The following is a 23,074-nucleotide window of genomic DNA, read 5'->3' as shown; positions in this document are numbered from 1 at the left end:
CGGGGGCAGCCATGCAGGACGGCAAGCGTGAATCCGACCCGTGGATAGTCGGGGCGGCGATCGTCCTCGTCGTGCTCGGACTCCTGAATCTCACGGCGACCGGGATGACGGGGCACGCCGTTCGCCATCTCCTCTTCGCGGTGGCCGGACTCGCGATCATGTGGGTGGTGTCCCGCCTGCGGATCAGTGACCTCCGCGCCTTCGGCTGGGCGGTGTTCGCGGTGGCGACCCTGTTGCTTGCGGCCGTTCCCCTGGCGGGGGTTGCGACGAAGGGCGCGCAGCGCTGGCTGAACTTCGGCGTGTTCACCGTTCAGCCTTCCGAGTTGGCCAAGCTTGCCCTGATTCTGGTGCCCGCGGGCATGCTCGCGGGTGGGTTCACCCTCGCACGATTCGTCGCGACCCTGGCGATTGCAGCGGTGCCGGTAGCACTCGTCGCGGTCCAGCCCGACCTGTCGACGGCCGTCGTGCTCGTTGCGACGGCCGGGTTCATGCTCATCCTCGCGCGGGTCCCGCTGCTGCCGCTGGTCCCGTTGTTCGTGATGGGGATCGCGTCGCTGCCGCTCGCGGTGCTGTTCCTCCGGCCGTATCAGCTCGAACGGGTCCACGTGTTCCTGTCGAGCAACGCCGACCCGGCAGGCGCGGGGTGGGCTGAGTTGCAGGCGAACATCGCGATCGGCAGTGGCGGCCTGTGGGGTCTGGCGCGTGACCCGCTGTACGACGTGCGGGCACAGTTTCTCCCCGAATCGGAGCACGATCTGGCGTTCGCCAGCCTGGTGTACGGGTGGGGTCTGATCGCCGGCCTGGCCGTCGTGGTGGCGACGTCGGTGATCGTGTGGCGGGCCGCACTCGCCGCGCGCACGGCACGGACCCGGGAGGCTGCACTCGTCGCTGCCGGAATCGGTGGGTTGTTCGGAATCCACGCGCTGGTGTCGATCGGTCAGAGTCTGTCGCTGCTGCCCCACACCGGAATGCCGATTCCGCTCTTCAGCTACGGCGGGACGGCCGCGATCGTCGGATTCGCCGCCATCGGACTGGTACTCGCGGTGCGCCGAGACGGCGTCGCGCGACCGCTGTGGGCCCCCGACCCCCGGCGCCGGCGCCGCCCACGCGGAATGTCGGCGGGCACGATGACGATGATCGCCGCACTCGTCGCCATGTCGGTGTTCGCTTGGCAGGTGCAGCACGACCGGGGTGCGGAATATCGGGCGATGAGTGATGCACAGATGATGCGGTGCATCCGCCTGCCTGCCGAACGCGGACTGATCGTCGACCGCAACGGTGTCCCTCTCGTAGTGAACGTCGCCGAGTACGCCGTCGCGGTGGTCGCTCGGATGTTCGAGGACAGCGACGACGACGCCCGCAACCGGCTCGCCGCGTTGCTCGCGAAGTCACCCGACGAGTTGTCGGACCTGATCGACGCCGGCGGTGAGGGCGAAACCCAGGTGGCCGTGGGCACAGTCGCGCCCGACCAGGCTCGGCGCATCGTGGATGCGCACCTTCCCGGTGTCCTCGTCGTGCCGTCCGGTCGCAGGCAGTACCCGTACGGTGCCGTACTCGCGTCCATCCTCGGACACGTCGGGGTCGCCGACGCCGACGACATGGAACGCTGGCCTCACCTCGCACTCGGATCACGGGTCGGCAAAGCGGGACTCGAGAAGCAGTACGACGCTCTGCTCCGCGGCAGCGACGGCACACAGTGCATGTATGTCGATCCGTCCGGCAATCCGGTGGCCACCGGCGAGCGCGTCGACCCGGTGCGGGGCCACGATCTGCGCCTGCACCTCGACATCGGTGTGCAGACCCTGGCCACCGATGCGCTCGTGGAGGCGATGCGCACCAGTAAGGGCGACCTCGGCGCCGCCGTCGTGATGGATGCGCGGACCGGGGCCGTGCTGGCTCTCGCCAGCGTCCCGGGCGCCGACAACAATGTCTACGGACCCCCGGCCGACCTCGTCGCGCTCGCGGCGCAGAGCCAGACCCCGGGCCCGAGTGCGTTGGTCAACAACGCCACCCAGACCGCGGTCCCGCCCGGCTCGACATTCAAGATTGTCGTCGCGTCGACGGATATGCAGTATCCGGTGCTGTCGCCCGACGAGGTGATCGAGACCGGCGCTGCCTACACCTACGGTGGGCACACTTTCCGGAACTGGCAGCCGATGGGCCCGAACAATATGCTGCAGGCGATCCAATGGTCCGACAACGTGTACTTCTACAAGCTCGGTGAGCTCCTGGGCCCGGAGAAGATGGCGGACGTCGCGAGCCAACTCGGCGCGGGACGGCGGTCCGGGATCGACCTGCCCGGCGAGGCGGAGGGATTTCTCGGCACCCCGGAGAACGTCGGAAGCATCGGAGCCACGTGGTATCCCGGGTCGACGCTGTTGATGGGTATCGGGCAGGGCACGGTCAGCGCGACCCCTATCCAGGTCGCGCGATGGACGTCCGGGATCGCCACCGGCGCGATGGTGACCCCTCAGCTCGCCGCGGCGTACGGGCCGGAACTGATCCCCATCCCCACAGCGGCCCCACAGCGGCTCGCGTTCGCCGACCGTCTCGATCCTGTCCGGGCGGGAATGCGGGCGTCTGCGGCGGCCGGGACCGCCGGGCAACTCGCGGACCTCCCGGTACCGGCCGGCGCCAAGACGGGAACCGCGGAGGATCCGTCGGCGCCGGGGGAGGGACTGAACGCCTGGTTCTCCGCGGTGGCGCCATTCGATGCCCCCGAGATCGTGGTGACGGCGCTGGTCCGTGGTGGTGGTTTCGGGTCGGCGACTTCAGGCCCCGTGGTCAAGAAGATTCTCGAGCACTACTTCCCGCGACCACCTGCTCCGGCACCGACCCGGTGATCAGCTGCTGTAGGCGGCAACGACCTCGGGGTGCACGAGACAGGCGGTGGCGCCTTCGGCGACGCAGGTGAGGGGGCGTTCGGCCGTCTTCACCGGGAATCCGAACGCCTCCTCGAGCAGTTGCGACAGGCCACGCAGCATCGCCCCGCCGCCGATGACGAGCAGCCCTTCCGACATCACGTCGCCGATCGCCTGCGGCGGAAGGTCTTCGAGGCATTCGGTCAGGGTATGGACGATTCCGGCTGTGGTCGCCCGCAACGCATCCACGATCTCCTCGGTTTCGAGAGTGACGAACCGTGCCCGGCCGGTGGCGGCGTCGCGGCCCTCGACGACGAGCGACTGCCCTTCGTCGGTGTCCGGTGCGCCCAGCTTCGCGCGCTCGGCGGTGAGCTCGCCGACGACGATGTTGTGCTCCTCCCGCAGGTAGTGGTACAGCGCGTTGGTCAGTTCGTCGCCCGCAAGTCGGCAACTGCGGTGGGAGAGAATGCCACCGAAACAGATGGCGGTGATTTCCGAAGTGCCGCCACCGATGTCGACGACGAGGTGGGCGCGCGGTTCGAGCGGGTTGATTCCGCAGCCGAGGGCACCAGCGACCGGCTCGGGCACCAACCCCACTTTTCGCAGGCCGGCCTCGTGCCCGACCTCGAGCAGTGCCCTGCGCTCGAGCGGAGTGGCGCCGGCGGGCACCGAGATGACGGCCTTGGGCCGCACCCCGTATCGCCTGCCCGGCGACACCCGTTTGACGATCGCCGTCACGAAGGTCCGCGCCGACTCCAGGTCGACGATCACCCCGTCACGCAACGGCCGCACCGGAGTTATTCCGATAGGCGTACGGCCGACGAGACTTCGCGCCTCGGTGCCGATGGCGAGAGCACGGTTCGGTTCCTTCGTCCGAACCAACATGAAAGAAGGCTCGTTCAGTACGATGCCGTCGTCGGGAGTTCCGACGACAGTGTTGGCAGTTCCGAGATCGATACCAAGTCCACCCACGTCGGCCTCCAGAGGGATTCCAGCGAGATGTGCTTGATGTTACGCAGCGGCAGCGTCATTCGGAAGGTATCGCGCGCATTGGAAGAATCCCGGTAAGCGGTCACGACGTCGTCACGCGAAGTCGAACAGTGGTGGAAGCACGCCGCCCATCAACGCCGCCCACACACCGAACACTGGGAGGTAACGGGTCTGCCAGCGTTCGGTGGAGCCGAATTCGCGGCGGCCCCGCAGGAACCCGAGGATGAGAACGGCCGACCAGGTCAGGTTGACGAGGAGAACCAGGTTCATTCCGAGTGCGGCCACCTTGTTCGGTGTGAAGCCGAATTCCGCGATTCGAGTGAGCATGGCGAACAGCATCAGCAGGTCGACCGCGAGGGCGCTCGCAACGAGGACGAGTTGGAGGCGGTCGAACAGGTCGGGCGGCAGGTAGGGGTCGCGGGCGGAAATCGCGTACAGCAGCAGGCCCAGGACGACGACCAGGATGAGGTCCATCAGGATCAGCAGGTTCCGGTCGACGTCGACCACGCTGCCGGTCGTCGCGAATGCGACGAGCAGCACCAGCAGCATGAGAGTCGTCAGTGGTGTGAACACACGCGTGAGGACGGGGGCGATGTTCTCCACGACGTTCTGTTTCGCCTCCACGAGCCATGCGGCGACGATGACCGCACCGGCCGCTCCGAACGGCAGCACCCAGTCCTCGACGACCCACTCGACGCTCAGGCCGAGGGCGTCGAAAGCATTGACGGTCAGGCCGATGAGCACGCCGCCACCAAGGGCGAGGAGGGTCAGGTAGACCACCCATTCGCCGGTGAATCGAATGAAATCCATCCGCCGCCGGTCCGACCGCCACTGGCCGCCGACGTACGCGACGCCGACCGCGAACCACAACGCGATCGGTGTGTGGATCGCCGCGATCACCTCGGTGGAGCCGTTCGAGACGAACGGGAAGACGTTCAACAGCACCGCCGCCAGGGCGAACGGCACCACCAGTGCCGCGGCCAGTCGGTGCGTCACCTTCCGTTTCCACGCGAAGTATCCGGTGAGGAAGGGAAGAACGAACAGGCTGACGTTGCGGGCGAGGTCCTGCTCGTCGAGTGTCGCCAAGCCTGCCTTGAGGACGAGTGCTGCGCCGACCGCGAACCCGAGAACGACGAACAGTTCACGGGTGGGGCGGGTGCGACCGCCGTCGGGCGCGGCGGGCAGCAGGACGAGTTGCTTCCACAGCCGATCGGAGTGCTCCCGCGCGAACTCGCGGGAGATGTCGTCCACGTTGCCCATCCGTTTGACCGCGACCAGGAACGCCTCGTCGGTCTTCAGGCCGGCGGCGGACAGATCCGAAATCTGATCGCGTAGATGGTCTTCCATCTCATCCGTGTCGGCGGACGATATCGCGTGACGGCGCTCGACGTACCCCCGCCACTGACCGATCTGAGATTCGAGTTCCTTGTCGGTATCCATCACGACCATCCTTCCGCGGGTGCCGGGGGCAGTTGGACGGAGCGCCACACCTGGCTCAGCGCGTCCGCGACCACGTCCCACTGAGCGCGCCGTTCCGCCAGCATTTCCCGGCCCGTATCGGTGATCGTGTAGTGCTTGCGCCGGCGCCCGCTGTCGGAGGCGCCCCACGACGCCGACACCAATCCCAGCCGTTCGAGCCGATGCAGCAGGGGGTACAACATGCCGTCGGTCCACTGGATCCGTCCGCCGGACAGGTCGTTGACTCGCTTCAGGATGGCGTACCCGTAGGACTCGCCCTCGGCGAGAATTCCGAGTACCAGGGGAGTGGCCGACGCGGCAACCAGGTCCTTCTCGATATGCATAGAACACCTATCCCTAGATCTGCTAGTCATCAACGTAGCAGACCGCCCGTCGCTCATTGCCCGCTCGGGGCGGATCGGCGTGAATGCGTCGATCGACAACCTGGGGTTGACGATTCGAGAGCGTCAACTTAGAGTTGACGCATGGAGAATTCAACGCCCGCCACCCCGCCCATCCGCCTCGACGACCTCATCGAGGCGATCAAGAAGGTGCACTCGGAGGCCCCGCTCGAGCAACTCACCGACGCGGTTCTCGCCGCCGAGCATCTGGGCGAACTCGCGGACCACCTCATCGGTCACTTCGTCGACCAGGCCCGCCGTTCGGGGGCGTCGTGGACCGAAATCGGCAAGAGCATGGGAGTCACCAAGCAGGCCGCACAGAAGCGGTTCGTCCCCAAGGACCCCGGGCAGGCCTCCGACCTCGATCCGAATCAGGGATTCAGCCGATTCACTCCCCGCGCACGGCAGGTCGTTGTCGTCGCGCAGAACGAGGCCAGGGCCGCGAACAACTCCGAGATCCTGCCCCAGCATCTCGTCCTCGGACTCCTGACCGACCCCGACGGACTCGGCGCCCGGGCGATCGCCGCACAGGGCGTGGATCTGGATACGGTCCGGCACGCCGCGACCGCGACGCTGCCGCCCGCCGCCGAGGAGGTACCCGCACTCATCCCCTTCGACGCCCAGTCGCGCAAAGCGCTCGAACTGACGTTCCGTGAAGCACTTCGTCTGGGGCACAACTACATCGGAACCGAGCACATTCTGCTCGCCCTACTCGAGGTCGAGGACGGGGTCGGTGTGCTCGCCGGCCTGGGCGTCGACAAAGCCGCCGTCGAGGAGAACGTTGCCGCCAACCTCGCCGCCATCGTCGCCGCCCGCACCAAGGAATGATCCCCCGACACAGCGTAGGCGGCGCCGCCCGCGGCCGGGGCAACCCGTCGATGCGCTGCATCGAGATGGGCAAGAGGCGACAGGTCAGGGCAGCGGTCCGGCGTGGGACAGTGCGGTCCTGGTGCGCAATCCCTGGGCGTCCTGCCCCGGGGAGGCACCGAACAGGCGGCGGTATTCACGGTTGAACTGTGAGGGGCTGTCGTAGCCGACGAGATGTCCGACACCGGCGACGTCACCGGGATGGGCAACCAGCATCGAGCGGGCCTGCTGCAGTCGGATTCGCTTCTGAAACTGCAAGGGGCTCAGTGCCGTAACGGCACGAAAGTGCCGGTGAAATGCGGATGTGCTCATGCTGGACAACCGCGCGAGATCGTCGATTCGCATCGGCTCGGCGTAATTATCGCGGATCCAGTGGATCGCCCGGCTGACATGCGACAGGTCGCTGTCGGCTACGCCGATCTGGCGGGTGGTGCTCCCGTGCGGGCCGGTGAGCAGTCGCCAGAGGATCTCCTGCTCGACGAGCGGAGCGAGCACGGGTGCATCGGCGGGATGATCGAGCAGCCGCAGCATCCGCGCCGCGGCGTCGAGTAGATCGTCGTCTGCGACGCCGGTTGCGATCGCCGGCAGGCCGCTCGTTCCACGGGACCACCGTTCGGTGGGGGCCTGCAGCACCAGCGCGGCGAGGGCGGCCGGGCGCAGCACCAGGCCCATGGCCAACGACGGCGCGCCGTCGTCGACGTCGATGTAGTTGCCGGTGACGGGCAAGTTGGCGGTGACGACCAGACACTGCCCGGCCCGGTACTCGAACACCCGGTCGCCGAGCAGCAGTCGCTTGCCGCCCTGGGCCATGATCACCAGCAGTGGCGCCGTCAACGAATACTCCGGCGCCGCCGAGTCCGTCGTCACTTTCGACAACAACAGCCCGGCGATCGGCGTCCGAAGATCGGGCCGGGCATGGGCCGCGATGCTGCTGCGGATTTCGTCCAGCAGGTCGGGTGAGGTGCGCACACTTCACGAAAACATCCGCGTCGCAGTCCGGCAACCCGATCGCGGCGATCTCGAGAGGATCGTGCAATCCCCGGCGTGGATCGATCTACCACCGTCACCGCAGTTCGCGTTTCGATGAACATGCACATTCCGACCGACACCCTATGGAGCAGATCATGCGACTCGATCACTACGTCACCCTCGGCCGCTCAGGGCTGAGGGTCAGCCCGTTCGCCCTCGGTGCCATGACTTTCGGCGAGGACGCCGGCGGCGCCGGCTGCAGCGTGGCGGAATCCGAGAAGATCCTCGCCACCTATCTCGATCTCGGCGGGAATTTCATCGACACCGCCAACTTCTACACCAACGGCCATTCGGAGAAGATTCTCGGCGACTTTTTCGCCGCCCACCGCGGACGCCGCGAGCGCGTGGTGCTGGCATCGAAGTTCTTCGCGAACCTGTTCCCCGGCGACCCGAACGGGGGCGGTGCAGGACGCGCCGCCGTCATCGCCCAGCTGCACGAGACACTCCGCCGCCTCCGCACTGACTACCTCGACGTGTACTGGCTACACAACTGGGACCGCCACACCCCGATCGAGGAAACCCTGCGCACCCTCGACGACCTGGTCCGTGCCGGCAAGATCCGCTATGTCGGGATCTCCAACAACCCGGCGTGGGTGACCGCGCAGGCCCAGGCCACAGCGCTGTTGCGCGGCTGGACGCCGTTGATCGCGATGCAGGTCGAGTACTCCTTGCTGGCACGGACTGTAGAAGGCGAACTCGCGCCCCTCGCGCTCGATCAGGGAATGGCACTGGTGCCGTGGAGCCCACTGAAGAACGGGTTCCTCTCCGGCAAGTATCGGCGCGGCACCGAGGTCACCGACTCCGCCCGCACCGCCTTCGTCGGCGGCCCGACCGATGCCGAGTTCGTCGTCATCGACGCCGTCGCCGCAATCGCCGACGAACTCGGGACCACCTCGGCTGCCGTCGCGTTGGCCTGGCTGCGAGGCCGATCCGGGACCGTCGTGCCGATCCTCGGCGCCAGGCGCGTCGAACACCTGACGGACAACATCGCCGGCCTCGAGGTGAGCCTCGGCCCCGAGCATCTCCGCGTGCTCGACGAGGTCTCGGCTCCCACGTTGAACTATCCGGCGCCGATGCACGGCGAACTGCGGGCGATGCTGCAGTTCGCCGGCAGCACCGTGGACGGGGAGCGGTCCACCGTGTACCCGCCGCTGCTGCAGAGCGACGTGCGGTACTGACAACTACCGGCGCGCCGGTACGAAGCGCCGGACCGCGCGGATCGTGGCGGCCGGTCGCGCCGGATGCCACACTTCGCGATCGGTGTACGACCAGGCATAGGTCGGGCTGCCGTCGCGAATGCAGTCGAGCAGCCGCGGTTCGTCGAGCTTGTCGGCCGACCATTCGTACAGGTCCTGCAGGCGCGGCCCGATCAGGCCGTAGTCCAGCAGCTCGCCGAGGTTGTGCTCGGCGGCGACGTACGTGGCGACGTCGTCACCGAGTGGATAGCGGTCGGGGAGAATCCGCGAAAGGGAGAGGAAGATCCCGGTCATCGACAGTCGCGGATCGCCGAGCAGGGGGCCTGCCGGCGCGAGCCGCCCGAGCGCCAGACGTGGAGCCGCGACCAAGGCGTGGGCGAAGAGAACGCGGAGCAGCACGACGTTGAGAAAGAAGCGCTCGGGACGGCTCTCGGTGTCGGCGAGGTCGCGATGGTCGAGGTAGGCGGAGACGATGCTCGCATTGTGGGCCCGGTACCAGGTGCGTGCGGTCGGATCGGCAACGAACAGCATCCACAGGTCGACCGCGTGCGATGACGGCGTCCCTCCCATTCCGCCGCTCCGGGCGACGGCCTCGCACCCGTCGCGCAGCAGTCGCTCGTTGACTGCCCGCCACCACGGACTCCCGGGGGGCGTCGCCTCGAGTGCGGCCAGCACGCCGCGGCCGACCTGCCAGCGCATGAACGACAGCGCCGCACGGCGAAACGGCAAATGCCGCGGTGCGTTGCCCACCGGACCGTGATACGTGCGGGCGCTCAGCTCGAGGCGGGCATCAGGGTCGTCACGCACGGCGTGGACCTGGCCGAGTGCCCAGTCTGCGGCGGAACCTCGCGAACTCACCGTCCCATTGTCGGACCCGACCGGTCCGGGAGGAAAGCTCGAAACGGATTCGACACTTCCGCGACAATGATCACCCGCCTGACTCTTTCGAGTGAGACTGGCTCACGCTAGACAGCTATACCGACAAACAATGTTGGCCTGCAGAGTTCCGAATCGCACCCGCTGCACGGGCGAGAGCAGGACGAAGGGAGGGGCAGATGACCGCAGCTCATGCAGTCTCGATCGCGGTGACGTTCACCTGGCTCGGGATGGTCTTCGCGATCTCGTTCCTCGAGGCGCCGCTGAAGTTCCGTGCACCCGGGGTGACGGTGCGGCTCGGGCTGGGGATCGGCCGTCTCGTATTCCGGGCGCTGAACGTCACCGAGATGGTGTGGGCAGCGTTGCTCGTCGCCGGACTCCTCATCGAGGGGCCACCGGTCCGGGTGGCGGTGGCAGGCGCGACCGCGGTCGCGGTGCTGGTGGTTCAGCTGGTCGGGGTTCGGCCCCGGTTGACACGTCGATCCGACCGCGTCCTCGCCGGCGAGGACGTCCCGCGGTCTCACGCGCACTACGTCTACATCGGTCTGGAAGTGGTGAAAGTCGTCGCTCTGCTCGCAACCGGGGTGCTGCTCCTCGGTGTATGACCGGGTGCACCGAAGGGCTCGATCACTGGGCGCGGGGTCTCGCGCTCAGCGTGTGCCGTCGGCGGCGTTTCGACATCACCCGCTGGATGACCTTGACGAGGTCGGCGTTGGTATCGCATGTGACGATGGTGGCATCGTTGCCGGCGGTCTCTTTGGACTGCACGGCAGTGAGGGCGATGGCGGCATCGAGCGCCACGACGTGGTCGATCGTAGGGTCCTGTTGGAGCTTGGCGGTGATGGACGCCTCGACGGATGTCATGTCTTGGCTGTTGACATTGAGAACCTCGCTGTTGCCCCCCGACAGGCCCTGCGCCACACCGGCGCAGCGGGCTTCGAGGGAGACGTTGCCCTGTTCGTGGTTGATGCAGAGCGTTCTGCGGGCGTCCTCGGCGGCGCGGACCGACGGGCCCATGGCGTCAGGTGTGGCCAGGGTGAGTGCGATCCCGCGGGAGAGGTCAGAGTGCGGGTGGTTTTCATCGTGCGGTCTCCGATTCGGCGGGATCAACGCTCGGCCTACGTCGAGATGGGCAAACTGCGCCGTGCAGAAGCTCGTCGCTCGCATCGAGGGACCGGAAAGCCGCGCGTACGGTCAGCTTGCTCGACCCGACCCTGCTACCCCGCAGGACCTCGGGTTCACCCGCACGCTCCGATTGAGCGCAACCGACGACCATCATGTCGGTCCGTCGACCACCACCTTCGGTGCACACTGGACTCAGCCACACTGCCCGGATCGGTGCTCAACCGAAATCGCGGCGGCGGTGCAGGAGGGCCGGATGTTCCACCGCGGCGACCACGTGGTCACCGAAACCCCGACGCTCGACGAGGATCTGCTCGTCGAGCCCGAGGGGCGCCGCCCGTGGGTCGAATTCCTCACGTCCACCCCCGGACGGCTGTCCGTGCTGGGGATCGCGCTCATCGCCGTGGTCATCGCCGCCGGCGTGATCACCTCGGCGGCGGTCGGTGCGCGGCAACAGCGAGTCGAGGTACTGCGCACCCACACCGAGCCCCTGGCGAACGCCGCCCAGGCCCTCTACAGCTCACTGTCGATCGCCGATGCCGCCGCGACGACCTCCTTCATCTCCGGTGGCGAGTCGGGTGCCGGCGCGGAGCAGTTCACGCAGGCGGTGGGGGACGCGTCGAATGCGCTGGTCACGGCGACCAATGGGGTGTCGTCTCAGGATGCCGAATCGCTGGCACTTTTGTCGGACGTCGTGCGCAACCTCGCCGAGTACTTCAACCTTGTCGCCACGGCTCAAGCGAACGATCGGGCCGGAAACCCCGTCGGGGTGGCCTATCTGTCCGATGCGTCCGCGCTCATGCAGCACACCATCCTCCCGTTGGCGGAGCAGCTCTACGTCCGTCAGGCCGAGGCGGTCGCCGAGACTCAGACGCACACGGCCCAACTGCCCGCGGCCGCGTTCACGGTGACCGCGGCCGCCGTCGTCGCGCTCGTTCTCGCCCAGCTGTACGTCGTGCGGAAGAGCAAGCGCCGGTTCAACCCCGGGCTCGCTGTCGGGACGCTGCTCATGGCGGGACTCCTGGTCTGGCTGATCGCCGGAAGCCTGGTGTCGACGTCGGCCAGCGAACACGCGAGAACCGAAGGAACACAACCCATCAACACTGTTGCGCGCGCTCGTATCCTGGCGCAGCAAGCCCGCGCCGACGAGACCCTCGCCCTCCTGCAGCGCGGGGCCGACACCCAATCGGAAGTCGACTACATGCGGCACTCCCAGGCGTTGTCCGACGAGCTCACCCGGCAGCTGGACAGCTCGCACGGCGACGTCGCCGCGGACGACCTCCGCGACGCCGTGGCGGCCCGCGACGGCTGGCTGGCCGCGCACCGGGACATCGAGATCGCCCTCGAGCGCGGTGACTACCCGACCGCCGCGGCGATCGCCGCCGGGTCCGGCTCCGGCACGTCGGCCGCGAAGTTCGCGGCCATGGACGCGGCCCTCCGAAAGGCGATCGACCGACTTCGCGACGACGAGGCAAGCGCCGTGACCGACGCCTATCGGTCGATGTCGTCCTTGGCGATCGGTAGCATGATTATTGGCGTGTCCTGCGGATTCGCCGTCGGCGGGGGTATCTGGCCGCGACTGAACGAGTACCACTGATGACGCAGGTGAGGATTTCGAGACCGGGGGCGACGCCGCGTGCTCGGCTCCTGGTCGGCATTGTCGCGGTCGCCGTCCTCGCCGGCTGCGCAACACCCGACCCACTCACCCCGACGGTCGCGGGCACGTACACCACACGACCGATGACAAACGGCGCACAGATCATCCCGCCCACGAACAACCCGCCGCCTGCAGGACCGTCCCCCAAGTCGTGCGGAGCCCTCGCGAGCCTGCGGCCCGGCCCGCAGCCCCCGCCCGGTCAGATGCCGCCCGGTGGGTCACTCGCCGAGATCGGGTCGCGCGGCCGGTTGATTGTCGGTGTGGACCAGAACACGAACCCGTTCAGCTTCCGCGACCCGACCACGGGCACCCTGCAGGGCTTCGACATCGACGTGGCGAAGGAGATCACCAAGGACATCTTCGGCGATCCGGCAAAAGTCGAATTCCGGCTGCTTACCTCGGCCGGCCGGTTCACAGCACTCGAGCACAACGATGTCGACGTCGTCGTTCACGCCACCGCGATCACGTGCGAACGCGCCCAACGCGTCGCCTTCTCCACCGAGTACTTCCGCGCCTTTCAACGAATCATGGTCCCGCGGGGTTCCGACATCTCGGGACCGGCGGACCTGGCCGGAAAGCGGGTCTGTACGTTCGTCGACACCACGTCGCTTCCCACCGTCCAACGGGTCGCGCCGGAGGCCACGATCGTCGCGGTCCCCGATTGGGACGACTGCCTCGTCACCATGCAGAAACGGCAGGCCGACGCGACCAGCACCTCCGACTCGCTCCTGGCCGGCCTGGTGTCCCAGGACCCGCATTTTCAGATCGTGGGGCCACCGATGGAGGACGAAGAGCACTGGGGAATCGGTGTCAACAAGTACAAGGACGACCTGGTGCGGTTCGTCAACGGCACCCTCGACCGCCTGCGCGCGGACGGCACGTGGATGCGCCTGTACGACCGGTGGCTCGCCGCTTCGCTCGGGCCGATCGCAGGCCCACCCCCGGCCACCTATCGAGATTGAAAGGACGGGGTCGCACCACGAGTGTTCATGCGTTCGCGCATCCCCTCTAACTAAAAAGTTAGTCAGTCTAGTATGGTCGCAATGGGTTATCGGCTGGACCGGAGTTGCGATGGAAGGAAAAAGGGGGAAAGCAGAGTGATGCTCAGACGGCGCTTCATCCAGTCGGGGCTGGGCGCTATCGGTGGGCTGCTGGTAGCAGCGTGTACCGACCCGGTGTCCTACCTCGAAGGTGGCAGCAGCGCCGATGAGGATGATCAGCGGATGTGGCGAATGCCCGAGGAGGGGGAACCGCACAAGCGGACCTGGATGGCGTTCGGTGCGAGTGAGGAGATCTGGGGAGCCGAGCTGCTTCCCGAGGTCCGCCGCAACCTCGCCGCCATCGCCCAGGCGATCGCGCAGTTCGAGCCCGTCTCGATGCTGGTACGCGAAGAGGAACTCGACTTGGCCCGCGGGCTCGTCGGCCCCGCCGTCGAACTGGTCGTGGCCCCGCTCGACGACCTCTGGATGCGTGACACCGGGCCGGTGTTCGTCAGGGGCAACGGGACCGGGGCCGCGGTTAACTTCAACTTCAACGGCTGGGGTGAGAAGCAGGACTTCGACCAGGATGCGGGAGTGGCGGACATCGTCACGGGCAGCGCCGGCGTCGAATCGTTGCCCACCGACCTCATCCTCGAGGGCGGCGGGATCGAGGTCGACGGCGAAGGAACCGCCATCATCACCGAAAGCTGCGTGCTCAACGACAACCGCAACCCCGGATGGTCCAAGGCGGACGTCGAGGCCGAACTGGGACCGCTGCTCGGGCTCGACAAGATCATCTGGCTGCCCGGGATCAAGGGCAAGGACATCACCGACGGCCACACCGACTTCTACGCCCGTTTCGCCCGTCCCGGCGTGGTCGTCGCCGGGTACGATCCGGATCCGGAATCGTTCGACCACGACGTGACCACCCGCCACCTCGAGATCCTCGAGGCGGCGGTGGATGCGCAAGGCCGCCCGCTCGAGGTCGTGGTACTCGAGGCGCCGGGTTCCGTTCGGCCCGAGTTCGAATCGGACGACTTCGCGGCCGGATACATCAACTTCTACGTCTGCAACGGCGCCGTGATCGCACCCGAGTTCGGTGACCCGGCCGCGGACGAGGCCGCCAGACAGGAACTCGAACAACTCTTCCCCGACCGTCGTGTGGTGCAGATCACCATCGACGCCATCGCCGCCGGCGGCGGCGGAATCCACTGCACCACCCAGCAAGAGCCCGCGGGCTGATCGCGCGCTGCGTCAACCGAGGTCTCCGCACCGGCCGCCCCGCCGCCTTCCCGTAAAGTGAGGTTCCGTGTCCGAACGTCAGACGTTGATTCTGGAAGCAGCCGTCCGTGTGATCGCGCAAAGTGGTGTGCGCGGGCTGCGGATCGAGAAGCTCGCCGCCGAGGCCGGGGTCTCGACCGCCCTGATCTATTACCACTTCCAGGACCGGGCAGGTGTGTTGCGCCGCGCCCTCGAGCACATCAACGAGAGGGCCGAGCGCTACACCACGGAGGCCCTTGCCTCGACGAACCCCCGGACCCAGCTCGAACAGACGCTCCTGCTCGAGATTCAGAACACCCCCTCCGTCCGTGAAAACAGCATCGCCTGGGGCGAACTCCGGGCCACCGCAATCTTCGACGAAGACCTCCGCGACCAACTCCGCGACGCGACCCGCGCCTGGGCAAAGGACGTCGAAACCCTCATCGTCGAGGCGCAGGCCGTCGAACTGGCCGACCCGGACGCCGACCCCGCCGACGCCTCCGAACGCCTCACCGCCCTCATCGAGGGGCTGAGCGAACGCTGGCTCAGCGGATCCATCACCCTCGAACGGGCCCAGCAGCTCGCCGCCGGAGCGATCACCGCAGAACTCGGACCCCGGCCCTGACGGTGCGCTCTCGCACCTACGTTCCGGGTGCGGTGGGCGTTCTGGAATCGTCGGGCCGCACCCGCCGCCGCTGTGGTCTCCATCCGGGGCGGGGAACGCTGTCGAGCAGCGTGCGGGTGTAGGGGTGCCGGGGATCGCGGAGCAGATCCTCCGTTCGACTGCTCTCGACGATTCGCCCGTTCTGCATCACGATGACGTGTTCGGTGACCTGCCGGACGACTGCGAGATCGTGGGTGATGAATACGTACGAGATCCCGGTCGCGTCGCGGATGTCGGCGAGCAGGTTCAGAATCTGAGCCTGGATGGACACGTCGAGAGCCGCGACGGCTTCATCGAGCACGAGCACGCGAGGTTCGGCTGCGAGGGCACGCGCGATCGCGACGCGCTGCCGCTGGCCACCCGACAGGTGGCCGGGCATGGAGGCCAGCAGCCGCGTATCGAGCGACACCAGGTCGGCGATCTCCTGCACACGATCGGACTGCGTTGCTCCCGAGTGGGTGTCGTACAGCCGCACCGCCTCGGTGAGCGTCTGCTGAATCGTCTTGTGCGGGTCGAGGCTCGTGTACGGATCCTGGAACACCATCTGCGCCTCGCGTGCCCGCGCGCGCCGGGCACGGGTCGCCCGGGACGGGAGGGAGCGGTCGATGCCGCAGCAGGTGATGGTGCCGGCGCTCGGCTGCTCCAGGCCGATGATCATGCGGGCGACGGTCGTCTTGCCGGAGCCCGATTCGCCCACGACGCCGAGCGAGGAGCCCGCGGCAAGTTCGAACGTGACACCGTCGACCGCCGTGAACGTGCCGAAGGTCTTGCTGAGACCGGTCACCGTCAGCACCGGGTCAGTCATTCGGAGTTCCTTCCTGAAGTGGATCGTGATTGTCGATGCGCAGACAGCGCACCGCGTGGTCGGATTCTCGGATTAGGGGGACCGGCCCCGACTCCGTGCAGAGTGTGAGCCTGCGGGGGCACCGGTCGGCGAATGCGCAGGTCTCTGCGGCCTCCCATGCTCCGATCGGGCGGCCGGGGACGGCGGCGAGCCTGGGCCGTGGATGGTCCAGATCCGGGCGGGCCGCGGCGAGTGCCGCCGTGTAGGGGTGTCGCGGATGATGGTGCAGTCCGGTGGAGGCCTGGGTCTCCACGATCTGGCCTGCGTACATGACCGAGGTCCGATCGCACACGGCGGCAGCCAGATCGAGGTCGTGAGTGATGAACAGCAGGGCGACACCCGCATCGTGACGCAGTTCGTCGAGAATGGCCATCACCTCCGACTGCGTGGTGACATCGAGGGCGGTGGTGGGCTCGTCGGCGAGGATCAGCTTCGGGTCGGACAGCAGGGCCGAGGCGATCATCACCCGCTGCAGCATCCCGCCGGACAGGTCGCCGGGGTACTGGCGCATCCGCCGGGCGGTGTCGGTGATGCCGACCTCCGACAGTATTCTCTGGGCACGGCGGGTCGCCTCGTGCCGGTCGACGCGGGCGACGATTCGGAGTTGTTCGGTGAGGAAGTCCCCGACGCGCCGGACCGGATTGATGTACGCCCGGGGGTCCTGGAATATCACCGAAATTCCGCTGCGGGCCCGGAGCAGCGATTCGCCCCGCAGACTCAGCATCTCGTGTCCCTCGAACCGGACGGTGCCCCTCGTGGTCGCCCGCTCCGGTAGCAGCCGGGCGATCGCCCGCAGGGTCATGGACTTGCCGGCACCGGATTCACCCACAAGCCCGAGGGCCTCGCCGCGCTGGATCGTCAGTGACACATCACGGAGAACCTGCCGCGTCTGGCCGGCGACATCGAGCGTCAGGTTCAGCCCCTCGACGGCGACGAGCGGGGCGGTCGGCGCCGGCGCCGCCGAAATGGGCGAACGAGATGCGAGGTGGGATATCGCTTCTGTCATGAGAGTTCCTTCGCCTGTCTGTCGTTGAGCCGCTCGCCGAGAATGTTGAACGCGACGATCACGAGCACCAGTGCTGTGCCTGCGGCCAGCGATTCGGCGGGGAATCCCTGCAACACACCGGTTTGTCCCTCCGAGACCATCACGCCCCAGTCGGCCTGTGGTGGCTGGACACCGAGGCCGAGGAAGGAGATCGCGGCCAGATCGAGTGCGGCCCAGCCGAAGAGGATGGTTCCCTGCGCGACGAGCATGGGTGCGATGTTGGGGACGATGTGCCGAACGCAGATGGCCCAGGCACCCCTTCCCTGAACCTCGAGTGCCTCGATATAGGGCAGCGATCGTTCCCGGATCGCCGCTCCTCGGACGATCCTCGCCACGTACGGGGTGTATGCGACCGCCAGTGACAGGGCCGCAGACCACTGGCTGGGACCGAACACCGCCGCGGCGAGCACCGCGAGCAACAGCCCGGGAAAGGCGAAGACCAGGTCCGAACCCGAGGAGGTGACGCTGTCGACCCAACCCCCTCGCCAGGCCGCGGTAACGGCGAGAACCGTCCCGGCGACCATTGCGAGAGCGATGACGACGAAGGCGCCGAGCATGGACGAGCGCGCACCGACCAGCAGACGCGACAGAATATCGCGGCCCTGGGAGTCGTATCCCAGCGGATGGGCGGGGCCGGCCCCGACGAACGCGTGGGCGAGATCGCTCTGATTCGGCGGGTACGGCGCGAGGAGTGGGCCGAACACCGCGATGACTGCGGCCAGCACGATGATCGCCGCGCTCGTGTAGCCCAGCCATCCCACCCGGCGCAGGCCTGGAACTCCGGGCCTGCGGGTGGTTGTGGCGGCTCCGATGACGGGGGAGTGCCCGGTGGCCATCACGCCGCCGCCGTTCCGAGACTCACGCGCGGGTCGAGCAGTGCGTAGAGGACGTCGACGATGCCGTTGACGATCACGAACGCCACCACCATGAGTAGCGAGACAGCTTGAACCACAGCGAAATCCTTGTTCTGTGCGGCGGTGACCAACGTCGACCCCAATCCGTTGAGGTTGAATGCCTGTTCCACGATCGACACCAGCACGATCAGCGTGGCGATGGTGAGGCCAGTGACGGTCGTGATCGGGATGGCGGCGTTGCGGAGAATGTGACGCCGCAACACGGCCCGGTACGGCAGTCCCCGACTGATCGCGGTGTGCACATGCTCACGCTTGGCCTCGTCACGGACCGACGCGCGGGTGATGCGTGCGACGAGCGCGAGGGAGGAGCAGGCCAGCGCGACGGCGGGGAGCGTGAGGTGGACGATCTGGTCGGCGAACCCCTCGCCTTCTCCCAACGCGGGGAACCAGTTCAGGTTGACCGCGAAGATGCTGATCAGGATGAGGGCGGCGACGAACGACGGGATCGCGGCGAGCACCGTGGTGACCAGCAGGGCCGCGGTGTCGACGAGACCGGGCTTCAGCGCACTGAGAACGCCGATGCCGATCCCGACGACGACGATGATGAGCGACGCGTAGGCCACCAGTTCGATCGTCGTGGGTGCACGCTGCGCGATCAGGGTCGACACGTCTTCCTTGCCGGCGAGCGAGTACCCGAAATCCCCCTGTAGCGCGGAGGTCAGCCAATACCAGTAGCGCACGGGCAGCGGGTCGTCGAGGTGGTATCGCGCCGTCAGCAGGGCCCGTGCTTCCGGCGTGACCTGCCGTCCGCCGGTCAGCACCGCGATCGGGTCACCCGGCGCCAGGTCCAGGGCGACGTAGATCGCAACACTGGCCACCGCCAAGGTCCCGAGCAGGAGGGCGCCGCGCCGGAAAATGAATCCACGCATGTCAGCTCCCGCCGCCGAGTTGGGCCAGCCACGGGGCCTGCATGTAGGCGAACGACGACGGGGCGCCGGTCAGCCGCTTGTCCAGAACCAGGAACGACGCGGGGTGGGACATCGGGATCCAGGGCAGGTCCTGCATGACCAGTCGGTCGGCCTCGATCGTCGCCTCGGCCCGGCGTGCGGGGTCCGGTTCGGTGCGGGCCCGGGCCAGCACCGCAGACAGGTCGGGGTTGGCGTAACCCGAGTAGTTCTGGACGCCGTTCGGCTCTACGTAGGAGGCGATCAACGCCGCAGGATCCGCGTAGTCGCCGTACGTCGTCGAACTGAATGCGTCGACGGCGGCGCGCGCGTCCGGATCGGTGAAGAAGTTGATGTAGTTCTGAGGCGAGACGTTGTGCAGGCTCGCGTCGAGCCCGATCGCCTCGGCCGCCTCCAGCCACGCGTTCGCGGCGGTGTTCACGGTGGCGAGCCCGGTGGATGTGCCGATGACCAGTGGCTTGCCGGCCGCGCCTGCCTCGTCGACGAGCTGTCTCGCCCTGGCCAGGTCTCGTGTCTGTTCGGGGGCGGCGTCCCAGGCCGCGGTGAACGTGTCCCTGGCGTATCCCCACGTTCCCGGGTTCGTCGACAGGCGCGGGCCGACCGCGTTGCCCTGATAAACGGCACCGTCGAAGCTCTGCCGATCGAACGCGAGCGACAACGCCTGTCGCACACGGCGGTCGCCGAGGACGCCGGTGAGATTGGCGGGGATGAAGAACTCGGTCTCGAACGACGGCCCGACGTGCACGGTGACGTTGCTCGTCCGCTGCAGCTGCGGCAGGGTGGAGGTGTCGGTGATCCACGTGCCGCTGATCTCGCCGGTCGCCAGACCCGTCGTCAGGGTCGCCGCGTCGGACACACCGCGGAACTCGATCTCGCGGGTCATCGGCTTCAGGGACGAGTCCCAGTAGTCGGGGTTCGCTTCGACCTTCAGCGTCTTCCCTGACGTCCACTCCGCCAACTGGTACGGGCCCGTGCACATGGCGCCGCCGCCGGGTGTCCCGTAATCACGGCCCCGGGCGCGGGCGAACCGTTCCTGGACGACGACCCCCGGCATCGCCGCGAGCTCACCCGGCAGCCAGTAGTCCGGGCTGCTCAGCACGAGCGTGACGGTGTCGGGGCCGTCGGCGCTGATCGACGTGATCCGATCGAGGACGGTGCCGTAGAAGCCACCGACCTCGGGATCCTTGTTCCTCTGCAAGCTGAACACCACATCGGCGGGAGTGAGGGGCTGTCCGTCCCAGAAGCGCACGCCGGAGCGCAGTTTCAGTACCAGTGTGGTCGGTGACGTGTAGTGGTATTCAATCGCCAGTCCGGGCGTGATGGCGCCGTCCGGTTGTTGCCGCAGAAGCGATTCGCACATGGTCGATATGACCGTGTTCTCCGGATAGTCGAATGCGGTGGCCGGATCGACGGTGGTGGGGTCGCGGTACAGCGCCCATGTCGCGCTGTCGGTGTGACCGGTGGCAGCATCCGTGGTCGGGGGGAGACTGAGGAAGGTCGTGTTGTTTCCGGTTGCGGGGACCAGCTCCGGCCGACCCCCGCAACCCGCCAGGACGACTACCGTGCACGCGGCGACCGCCACGATCCGTAACTTGTTGATGCGCATGTTCGATCCCTCGAAAGTGGTGAACCTGTGTTGTGTGCCGCGGAGCGAGCCGCGGGCACGGCAGTTGCCCGTCAGGGCGTGGTTGCATGCGACTCGTCGACGAGATCGCGGTAGCTGGCGGGCCGGCGGGTGTCGAACAAGCCGAACGTGAGCCAGTCACGGCGCTGATCCAGATCGAGATCCGCGACGAGGACACTGTCGCGGTGACGGGGCGCCTGAACGATCGTGCGCCCATAGGGATCCGAGATGAACGACGATCCGTAGAAGGTGATCCCGTCCTCGTCGCCGATTCGATTGACGGCAACCATGAAGGTGGCGTTGGCCAGGCCGTTCCCCGAGATCATCTGATGCCACATCGGTTGGGTGTCGAAATCTTTCAGCTCGGGGTCGCTCCCGATCGCCGTGGGATAGACGAGGATCTCGGCGCCCCGCATCGAATACGCTCGCGCCAATTCGGGGAACCACTGGTCCCAGCAGGTGGGGAACCCGAATTGGCCACCCGCAGCCGGGATCACCGGAAATCCGCTGTCACCCGAGTCGAAGTAGCGGTCCTCGTGGTAGCCGGGGAAGGCGGGAATGTGGAGTTTGCGGGTCCGCGCGAGCACCGCGCCGTCCGGGGCGACGAGGATCGCGGTGTTGAACCCGCGTCCGGTGTCGCTGTGCTCGTAGAGCGAGGCGTGGACGAAGATGTCGTGCCGGGCCGCGAGTTCCCGCGCGAACGAGGTCGTGGGGCCGTCCGGGATCGACTCGCTGTGATTCGCGGCGTCGGTGTTGTCGGGGACGGTCGCGAAGTACGGGCTGAGGGTCAGCTCCTGCAGGCATACGACCTGTGCACCCAAGTCGGCGGCCCGCCGCACCCCGCTCGCCAGGACGGCCCGATGTTCTACGGGGCCCGGGTGCCAGGAGGTCTGCACCGCGCCGACGCGGACCGGCATCCTTGTCGACGGCCGGTCGCGGGCCGGCGAGGGCAGCACGGTCTCGACCGCACTCACGACGACGAAGGCGCCGGCGTCCACGACATTCTGACCGATCACCCCCGCAAGGGCGCCGTTGTCACGAGGGTTCATCGCGCCGTCTCCCGAGCGGAGTGGGCCGCGGGGATCTGCTGGGTGATGCAGTGCACGCCGCCGCCGCCGTACGCGACGATGTTGCCCGGCACACCGACTACCTCGCGGTCGGGAAAAGCGAGGCGCAGCGTCGCCAGCGCCTGCTCGTCGAGGTCGTGCCCGGCGATCGGAACGACCACTCCGCCGTTGGCGACGTAGAAGTTGGCGTACGCCACCATCGTCGCGGTGCCGTCCGGCAGTGTCTGTACCGGGAACTGGGGCAACTCGAGGATCTCGAGCTGCCGTCCCGCGGCATCCGTCGACTCGCGTAGGACCTGCAGGTTCGCGGCCATGCGCTCGAAATCGGGCAGCTCGGGATCTTCACACGTCTGGGCGATCACGACTCCCGGCCGCACATATGTGCACACGCCGTCGACGTGCCCGTCGGTGTGGGCGTCGTCGAAGTGACCGTAGGGGAGCCAGATCACTGTCGACACACCCAGACGCGTCTTCAATTCGTTCTCGATCTCCGCCCGCGACATCGACGGATTGCGGTTCTCGTTGAGCAGGCACTGCTCGGTCGTGATCAGGGTGCCTTCGCCGTCGATGGTGATCGATCCGCCTTCGAGGACCATGCCCGACGGTATGCGGTCGATCCCGAGGGCAGCGAGCACTCGCCGGCTGATGGTGGCGTCCTTGTCGTATGGCTGGAAACGCTCGCCCCACGAGTTGAAGCCGAAGTCGACGGCGGAACGTTGCCCCGTCCGGTCGAGTACGACCAACGGACCCGAATCCCGGATCCAGGAATCGTCGATCGCCAATTCCACGACGTCCACCCGGCTGCTGCACGCGGCGCGGGCTTCGCCGGCCTGGCCGGGGTTGGCGATCATGAGTACGGGTTCGAATTCGCCGATCGCGTTCGCGGTCGCAGCGTATTCGGATTTTGCCTCTTCGAAGTACGGACCCCAGAGGCTTTCTCGGGTGGGCCATGCCATGAGGCACCGTTCGTGCGGCGCCCATTCGGCGGGCATCTGCCAGATCGTCGAGGTGGTACTTCCGGTGGTCTTCTGCAGTTGTGGCGTGTTGGTCATGGCGAAATCATCACACTGACTAAAAAATTAGTCAATGGTCATTTTCGTGGTGCGCTACGGCCTCCGGCGGCCTGCTCGTGAACCTCCGCCGGCGCGGTCACGGGGATAGCTGCACAGGGTGAGCCTCGTCGGCGGGGCATGGTCGCGCGGCTGCGAATGCTGAAACCTGCTGGTGTTCGGCAGTCGTCGATCCGTGCTCATTTCGTCTGTTCGGCAGTGTCATTCACGCAGCCGACACAGAACCGGGGGTGTTGTCGACCCG

The 23,074-nt window shown here is 67.3% G+C and carries 20 protein-coding genes and 1 pseudogene; 8 read left to right on the top strand and 13 right to left on the bottom strand.

Annotated features, from left to right (window positions below; all coding sequences use genetic code 11):
- Positions 1-11 precede the first annotated feature (11 nt).
- The gene (locus JWS14_RS02100; protein ID WP_206012383.1) at positions 12-2,843 is read left to right on the top strand and encodes an FtsW/RodA/SpoVE family cell cycle protein; all 2,832 of its coding nucleotides are present in this window, start codon (positions 12-14) and stop codon (positions 2,841-2,843) included.
- Here the strand turns inward: JWS14_RS02100 and mreB are convergent, their stop codons facing one another.
- From mreB to JWS14_RS02085, 3 genes are all read right to left on the bottom strand, one after another.
- Positions 2,844-3,833, bottom strand: coding sequence for a rod shape-determining protein (gene mreB / locus JWS14_RS02095; protein WP_072943386.1), 990 nt, complete (start codon positions 3,831-3,833; stop codon positions 2,844-2,846).
- A 111-nt stretch (positions 3,834-3,944) separates the two neighbouring features.
- On the bottom strand, positions 3,945-5,291 hold the full coding sequence (locus JWS14_RS02090; protein ID WP_206012382.1) for a permease prefix domain 1-containing protein: 1,347 nt from the start codon (positions 5,289-5,291) through the stop codon (positions 3,945-3,947).
- Positions 5,291-5,653, bottom strand: coding sequence for a PadR family transcriptional regulator (locus JWS14_RS02085; protein WP_072943389.1), 363 nt, complete (start codon positions 5,651-5,653; stop codon positions 5,291-5,293). The genes JWS14_RS02090 and JWS14_RS02085 overlap by 1 nt, the downstream gene beginning before the upstream one ends.
- 141 nt (positions 5,654-5,794) lie before the next feature.
- On the opposite strand from JWS14_RS02085, the gene JWS14_RS02080 reads away from it, so the two are divergent.
- Positions 5,795-6,538, top strand: coding sequence for a Clp protease N-terminal domain-containing protein (locus JWS14_RS02080; protein ID WP_206012381.1), 744 nt, complete (start codon positions 5,795-5,797; stop codon positions 6,536-6,538).
- An 84-nt stretch (positions 6,539-6,622) separates the two neighbouring features.
- Here the strand turns inward: JWS14_RS02080 and JWS14_RS02075 are convergent, their stop codons facing one another.
- Complete coding sequence (locus JWS14_RS02075) at positions 6,623-7,546, bottom strand: AraC family transcriptional regulator (protein WP_095864068.1); 924 nt, start codon at positions 7,544-7,546, stop codon at positions 6,623-6,625.
- A gap of 155 nt (positions 7,547-7,701) precedes the next feature.
- Between JWS14_RS02075 and JWS14_RS02070 the strand changes: the two genes are divergently transcribed.
- A complete protein-coding gene (locus JWS14_RS02070; RefSeq protein ID WP_206012380.1) occupies positions 7,702-8,784 on the top strand; it encodes an aldo/keto reductase in 1,083 nt (360 codons plus the stop codon).
- A gap of 3 nt (positions 8,785-8,787) precedes the next feature.
- On the opposite strand, the gene JWS14_RS02065 is transcribed toward JWS14_RS02070, so the two are convergent.
- Positions 8,788-9,660 carry a hypothetical protein gene (locus JWS14_RS02065; RefSeq protein ID WP_072943393.1) on the bottom strand — a complete coding sequence of 291 codons (873 nt, stop codon included), beginning with the start codon at positions 9,658-9,660 and terminating at the stop codon, positions 8,788-8,790.
- A gap of 197 nt (positions 9,661-9,857) precedes the next feature.
- Between JWS14_RS02065 and JWS14_RS02060 the strand changes: the two genes are divergently transcribed.
- A complete protein-coding gene (locus JWS14_RS02060) occupies positions 9,858-10,283 on the top strand; it encodes a hypothetical protein (protein WP_072943395.1) in 426 nt (141 codons plus the stop codon).
- An 82-nt stretch (positions 10,284-10,365) separates the two neighbouring features.
- Here the strand turns inward: JWS14_RS02060 and JWS14_RS02055 are convergent.
- Positions 10,366-10,728: pseudogene (locus JWS14_RS02055) on the bottom strand (type 1 periplasmic-binding domain-containing protein); the annotation flags it as partial.
- A 328-nt stretch (positions 10,729-11,056) separates the two neighbouring features.
- Between JWS14_RS02055 and JWS14_RS02050 the strand changes: the two are divergent.
- The 4 genes from JWS14_RS02050 (at position 11,057) to JWS14_RS02035 (ending at position 15,322) form a co-directional block, all read left to right on the top strand.
- Complete coding sequence (locus JWS14_RS02050) at positions 11,057-12,397, top strand: hypothetical protein (protein ID WP_206012379.1); 1,341 nt, start codon at positions 11,057-11,059, stop codon at positions 12,395-12,397.
- A complete protein-coding gene (locus JWS14_RS02045) occupies positions 12,397-13,419 on the top strand; it encodes a glutamate ABC transporter substrate-binding protein (protein ID WP_206012378.1) in 1,023 nt (340 codons plus the stop codon). The genes JWS14_RS02050 and JWS14_RS02045 overlap by 1 nt, the downstream gene beginning before the upstream one ends.
- A gap of 138 nt (positions 13,420-13,557) precedes the next feature.
- Positions 13,558-14,679 (top strand): agmatine deiminase family protein, encoded by a 1,122-nt coding sequence (locus JWS14_RS02040; protein WP_206012377.1) that lies wholly within the window; start codon positions 13,558-13,560, stop codon positions 14,677-14,679.
- A 67-nt stretch (positions 14,680-14,746) separates the two neighbouring features.
- Positions 14,747-15,322: a TetR/AcrR family transcriptional regulator gene (locus tag JWS14_RS02035; protein ID WP_095864072.1), complete on the top strand. Its 576-nt coding sequence runs from the start codon at positions 14,747-14,749 to the stop codon at positions 15,320-15,322.
- Between the two features lie 16 nt (positions 15,323-15,338).
- Here JWS14_RS02035 and JWS14_RS02030 read toward each other — a convergent pair whose 3' ends face one another.
- The 7 genes from JWS14_RS02030 to JWS14_RS02000 all read right to left on the bottom strand — a co-directional run bounded on the left by JWS14_RS02030 (position 15,339) and on the right by JWS14_RS02000 (position 22,812).
- Entirely contained in the window at positions 15,339-16,166 is an 828-nt protein-coding gene (locus JWS14_RS02030) for an ABC transporter ATP-binding protein (RefSeq protein ID WP_206012376.1), read from the bottom strand.
- Entirely contained in the window at positions 16,159-17,211 is a 1,053-nt protein-coding gene (locus JWS14_RS02025; protein ID WP_206012375.1) for an ABC transporter ATP-binding protein, read from the bottom strand. The genes JWS14_RS02030 and JWS14_RS02025 overlap by 8 nt, the downstream gene beginning before the upstream one ends.
- A complete protein-coding gene (locus tag JWS14_RS02020) occupies positions 17,208-18,086 on the bottom strand; it encodes an ABC transporter permease (protein ID WP_206012374.1) in 879 nt (292 codons plus the stop codon). The genes JWS14_RS02025 and JWS14_RS02020 overlap by 4 nt, the downstream gene beginning before the upstream one ends.
- Positions 18,086-19,033, bottom strand: coding sequence for an ABC transporter permease (locus tag JWS14_RS02015; RefSeq protein WP_095864076.1), 948 nt, complete (start codon positions 19,031-19,033; stop codon positions 18,086-18,088). Before JWS14_RS02015 ends, JWS14_RS02020 begins: the two co-directional genes overlap by 1 nt.
- A 1-nt stretch (position 19,034) precedes the next feature.
- On the bottom strand, positions 19,035-20,675 hold the full coding sequence (locus tag JWS14_RS02010; RefSeq protein WP_206012373.1) for an ABC transporter substrate-binding protein: 1,641 nt from the start codon (positions 20,673-20,675) through the stop codon (positions 19,035-19,037).
- A 71-nt stretch (positions 20,676-20,746) separates the two neighbouring features.
- The gene (locus JWS14_RS02005) at positions 20,747-21,742 is read right to left on the bottom strand and encodes a nitrilase-related carbon-nitrogen hydrolase (RefSeq protein WP_206012372.1); all 996 of its coding nucleotides are present in this window, start codon (positions 21,740-21,742) and stop codon (positions 20,747-20,749) included.
- A complete protein-coding gene (locus tag JWS14_RS02000; RefSeq protein WP_206012371.1) occupies positions 21,739-22,812 on the bottom strand; it encodes an agmatine deiminase family protein in 1,074 nt (357 codons plus the stop codon). Before JWS14_RS02000 ends, JWS14_RS02005 begins: the two co-directional genes overlap by 4 nt.
- Positions 22,813-23,074: the final 262 nt, after the last annotated feature.

This window comes from Rhodococcus koreensis (assembly GCF_017068375.1).
Taxonomy (GTDB): Bacteria; Actinomycetota; Actinomycetes; order Mycobacteriales; family Mycobacteriaceae; genus Rhodococcus_F; species Rhodococcus_F koreensis.
Note: the sequence above shows the minus strand (reverse complement) of the source record. Positions and strands in the feature narration are given on the sequence as shown.

What these genes read in the sequence shown, in the direction of transcription:
- JWS14_RS02100 (WP_206012383.1), top strand. Translation starts at nt 12, where the DNA reads ATGCAGGACGGCAAGCGTGAATCCGACCCGTGGATAGTCGGGGCGGCG.
- JWS14_RS02090 (WP_206012382.1), bottom strand. Translation starts at nt 5,291, where the DNA reads ATGGATACCGACAAGGAACTCGAATCTCAGATCGGTCAGTGGCGGGGG.
- JWS14_RS02085 (WP_072943389.1), bottom strand. Translation starts at nt 5,653, where the DNA reads ATGCATATCGAGAAGGACCTGGTTGCCGCGTCGGCCACTCCCCTGGTA.
- JWS14_RS02080 (WP_206012381.1), top strand. Translation starts at nt 5,795, where the DNA reads ATGGAGAATTCAACGCCCGCCACCCCGCCCATCCGCCTCGACGACCTC.
- JWS14_RS02070 (WP_206012380.1), top strand. Translation starts at nt 7,702, where the DNA reads ATGCGACTCGATCACTACGTCACCCTCGGCCGCTCAGGGCTGAGGGTC.
- JWS14_RS02060 (WP_072943395.1), top strand. Translation starts at nt 9,858, where the DNA reads ATGACCGCAGCTCATGCAGTCTCGATCGCGGTGACGTTCACCTGGCTC.
- JWS14_RS02050 (WP_206012379.1), top strand. Translation starts at nt 11,057, where the DNA reads ATGTTCCACCGCGGCGACCACGTGGTCACCGAAACCCCGACGCTCGAC.
- JWS14_RS02045 (WP_206012378.1), top strand. Translation starts at nt 12,397, where the DNA reads ATGACGCAGGTGAGGATTTCGAGACCGGGGGCGACGCCGCGTGCTCGG.
- JWS14_RS02040 (WP_206012377.1), top strand. Translation starts at nt 13,558, where the DNA reads ATGCTCAGACGGCGCTTCATCCAGTCGGGGCTGGGCGCTATCGGTGGG.
- JWS14_RS02030 (WP_206012376.1), bottom strand. Translation starts at nt 16,166, where the DNA reads ATGACTGACCCGGTGCTGACGGTGACCGGTCTCAGCAAGACCTTCGGC.
- JWS14_RS02025 (WP_206012375.1), bottom strand. Translation starts at nt 17,211, where the DNA reads ATGACAGAAGCGATATCCCACCTCGCATCTCGTTCGCCCATTTCGGCG.
- JWS14_RS02020 (WP_206012374.1), bottom strand. Translation starts at nt 18,086, where the DNA reads ATGGCCACCGGGCACTCCCCCGTCATCGGAGCCGCCACAACCACCCGC.
- JWS14_RS02015 (WP_095864076.1), bottom strand. Translation starts at nt 19,033, where the DNA reads ATGCGTGGATTCATTTTCCGGCGCGGCGCCCTCCTGCTCGGGACCTTG.
- JWS14_RS02010 (WP_206012373.1), bottom strand. Translation starts at nt 20,675, where the DNA reads ATGCGCATCAACAAGTTACGGATCGTGGCGGTCGCCGCGTGCACGGTA.
- JWS14_RS02005 (WP_206012372.1), bottom strand. Translation starts at nt 21,742, where the DNA reads ATGAACCCTCGTGACAACGGCGCCCTTGCGGGGGTGATCGGTCAGAAT.
- JWS14_RS02000 (WP_206012371.1), bottom strand. Translation starts at nt 22,812, where the DNA reads ATGACCAACACGCCACAACTGCAGAAGACCACCGGAAGTACCACCTCG.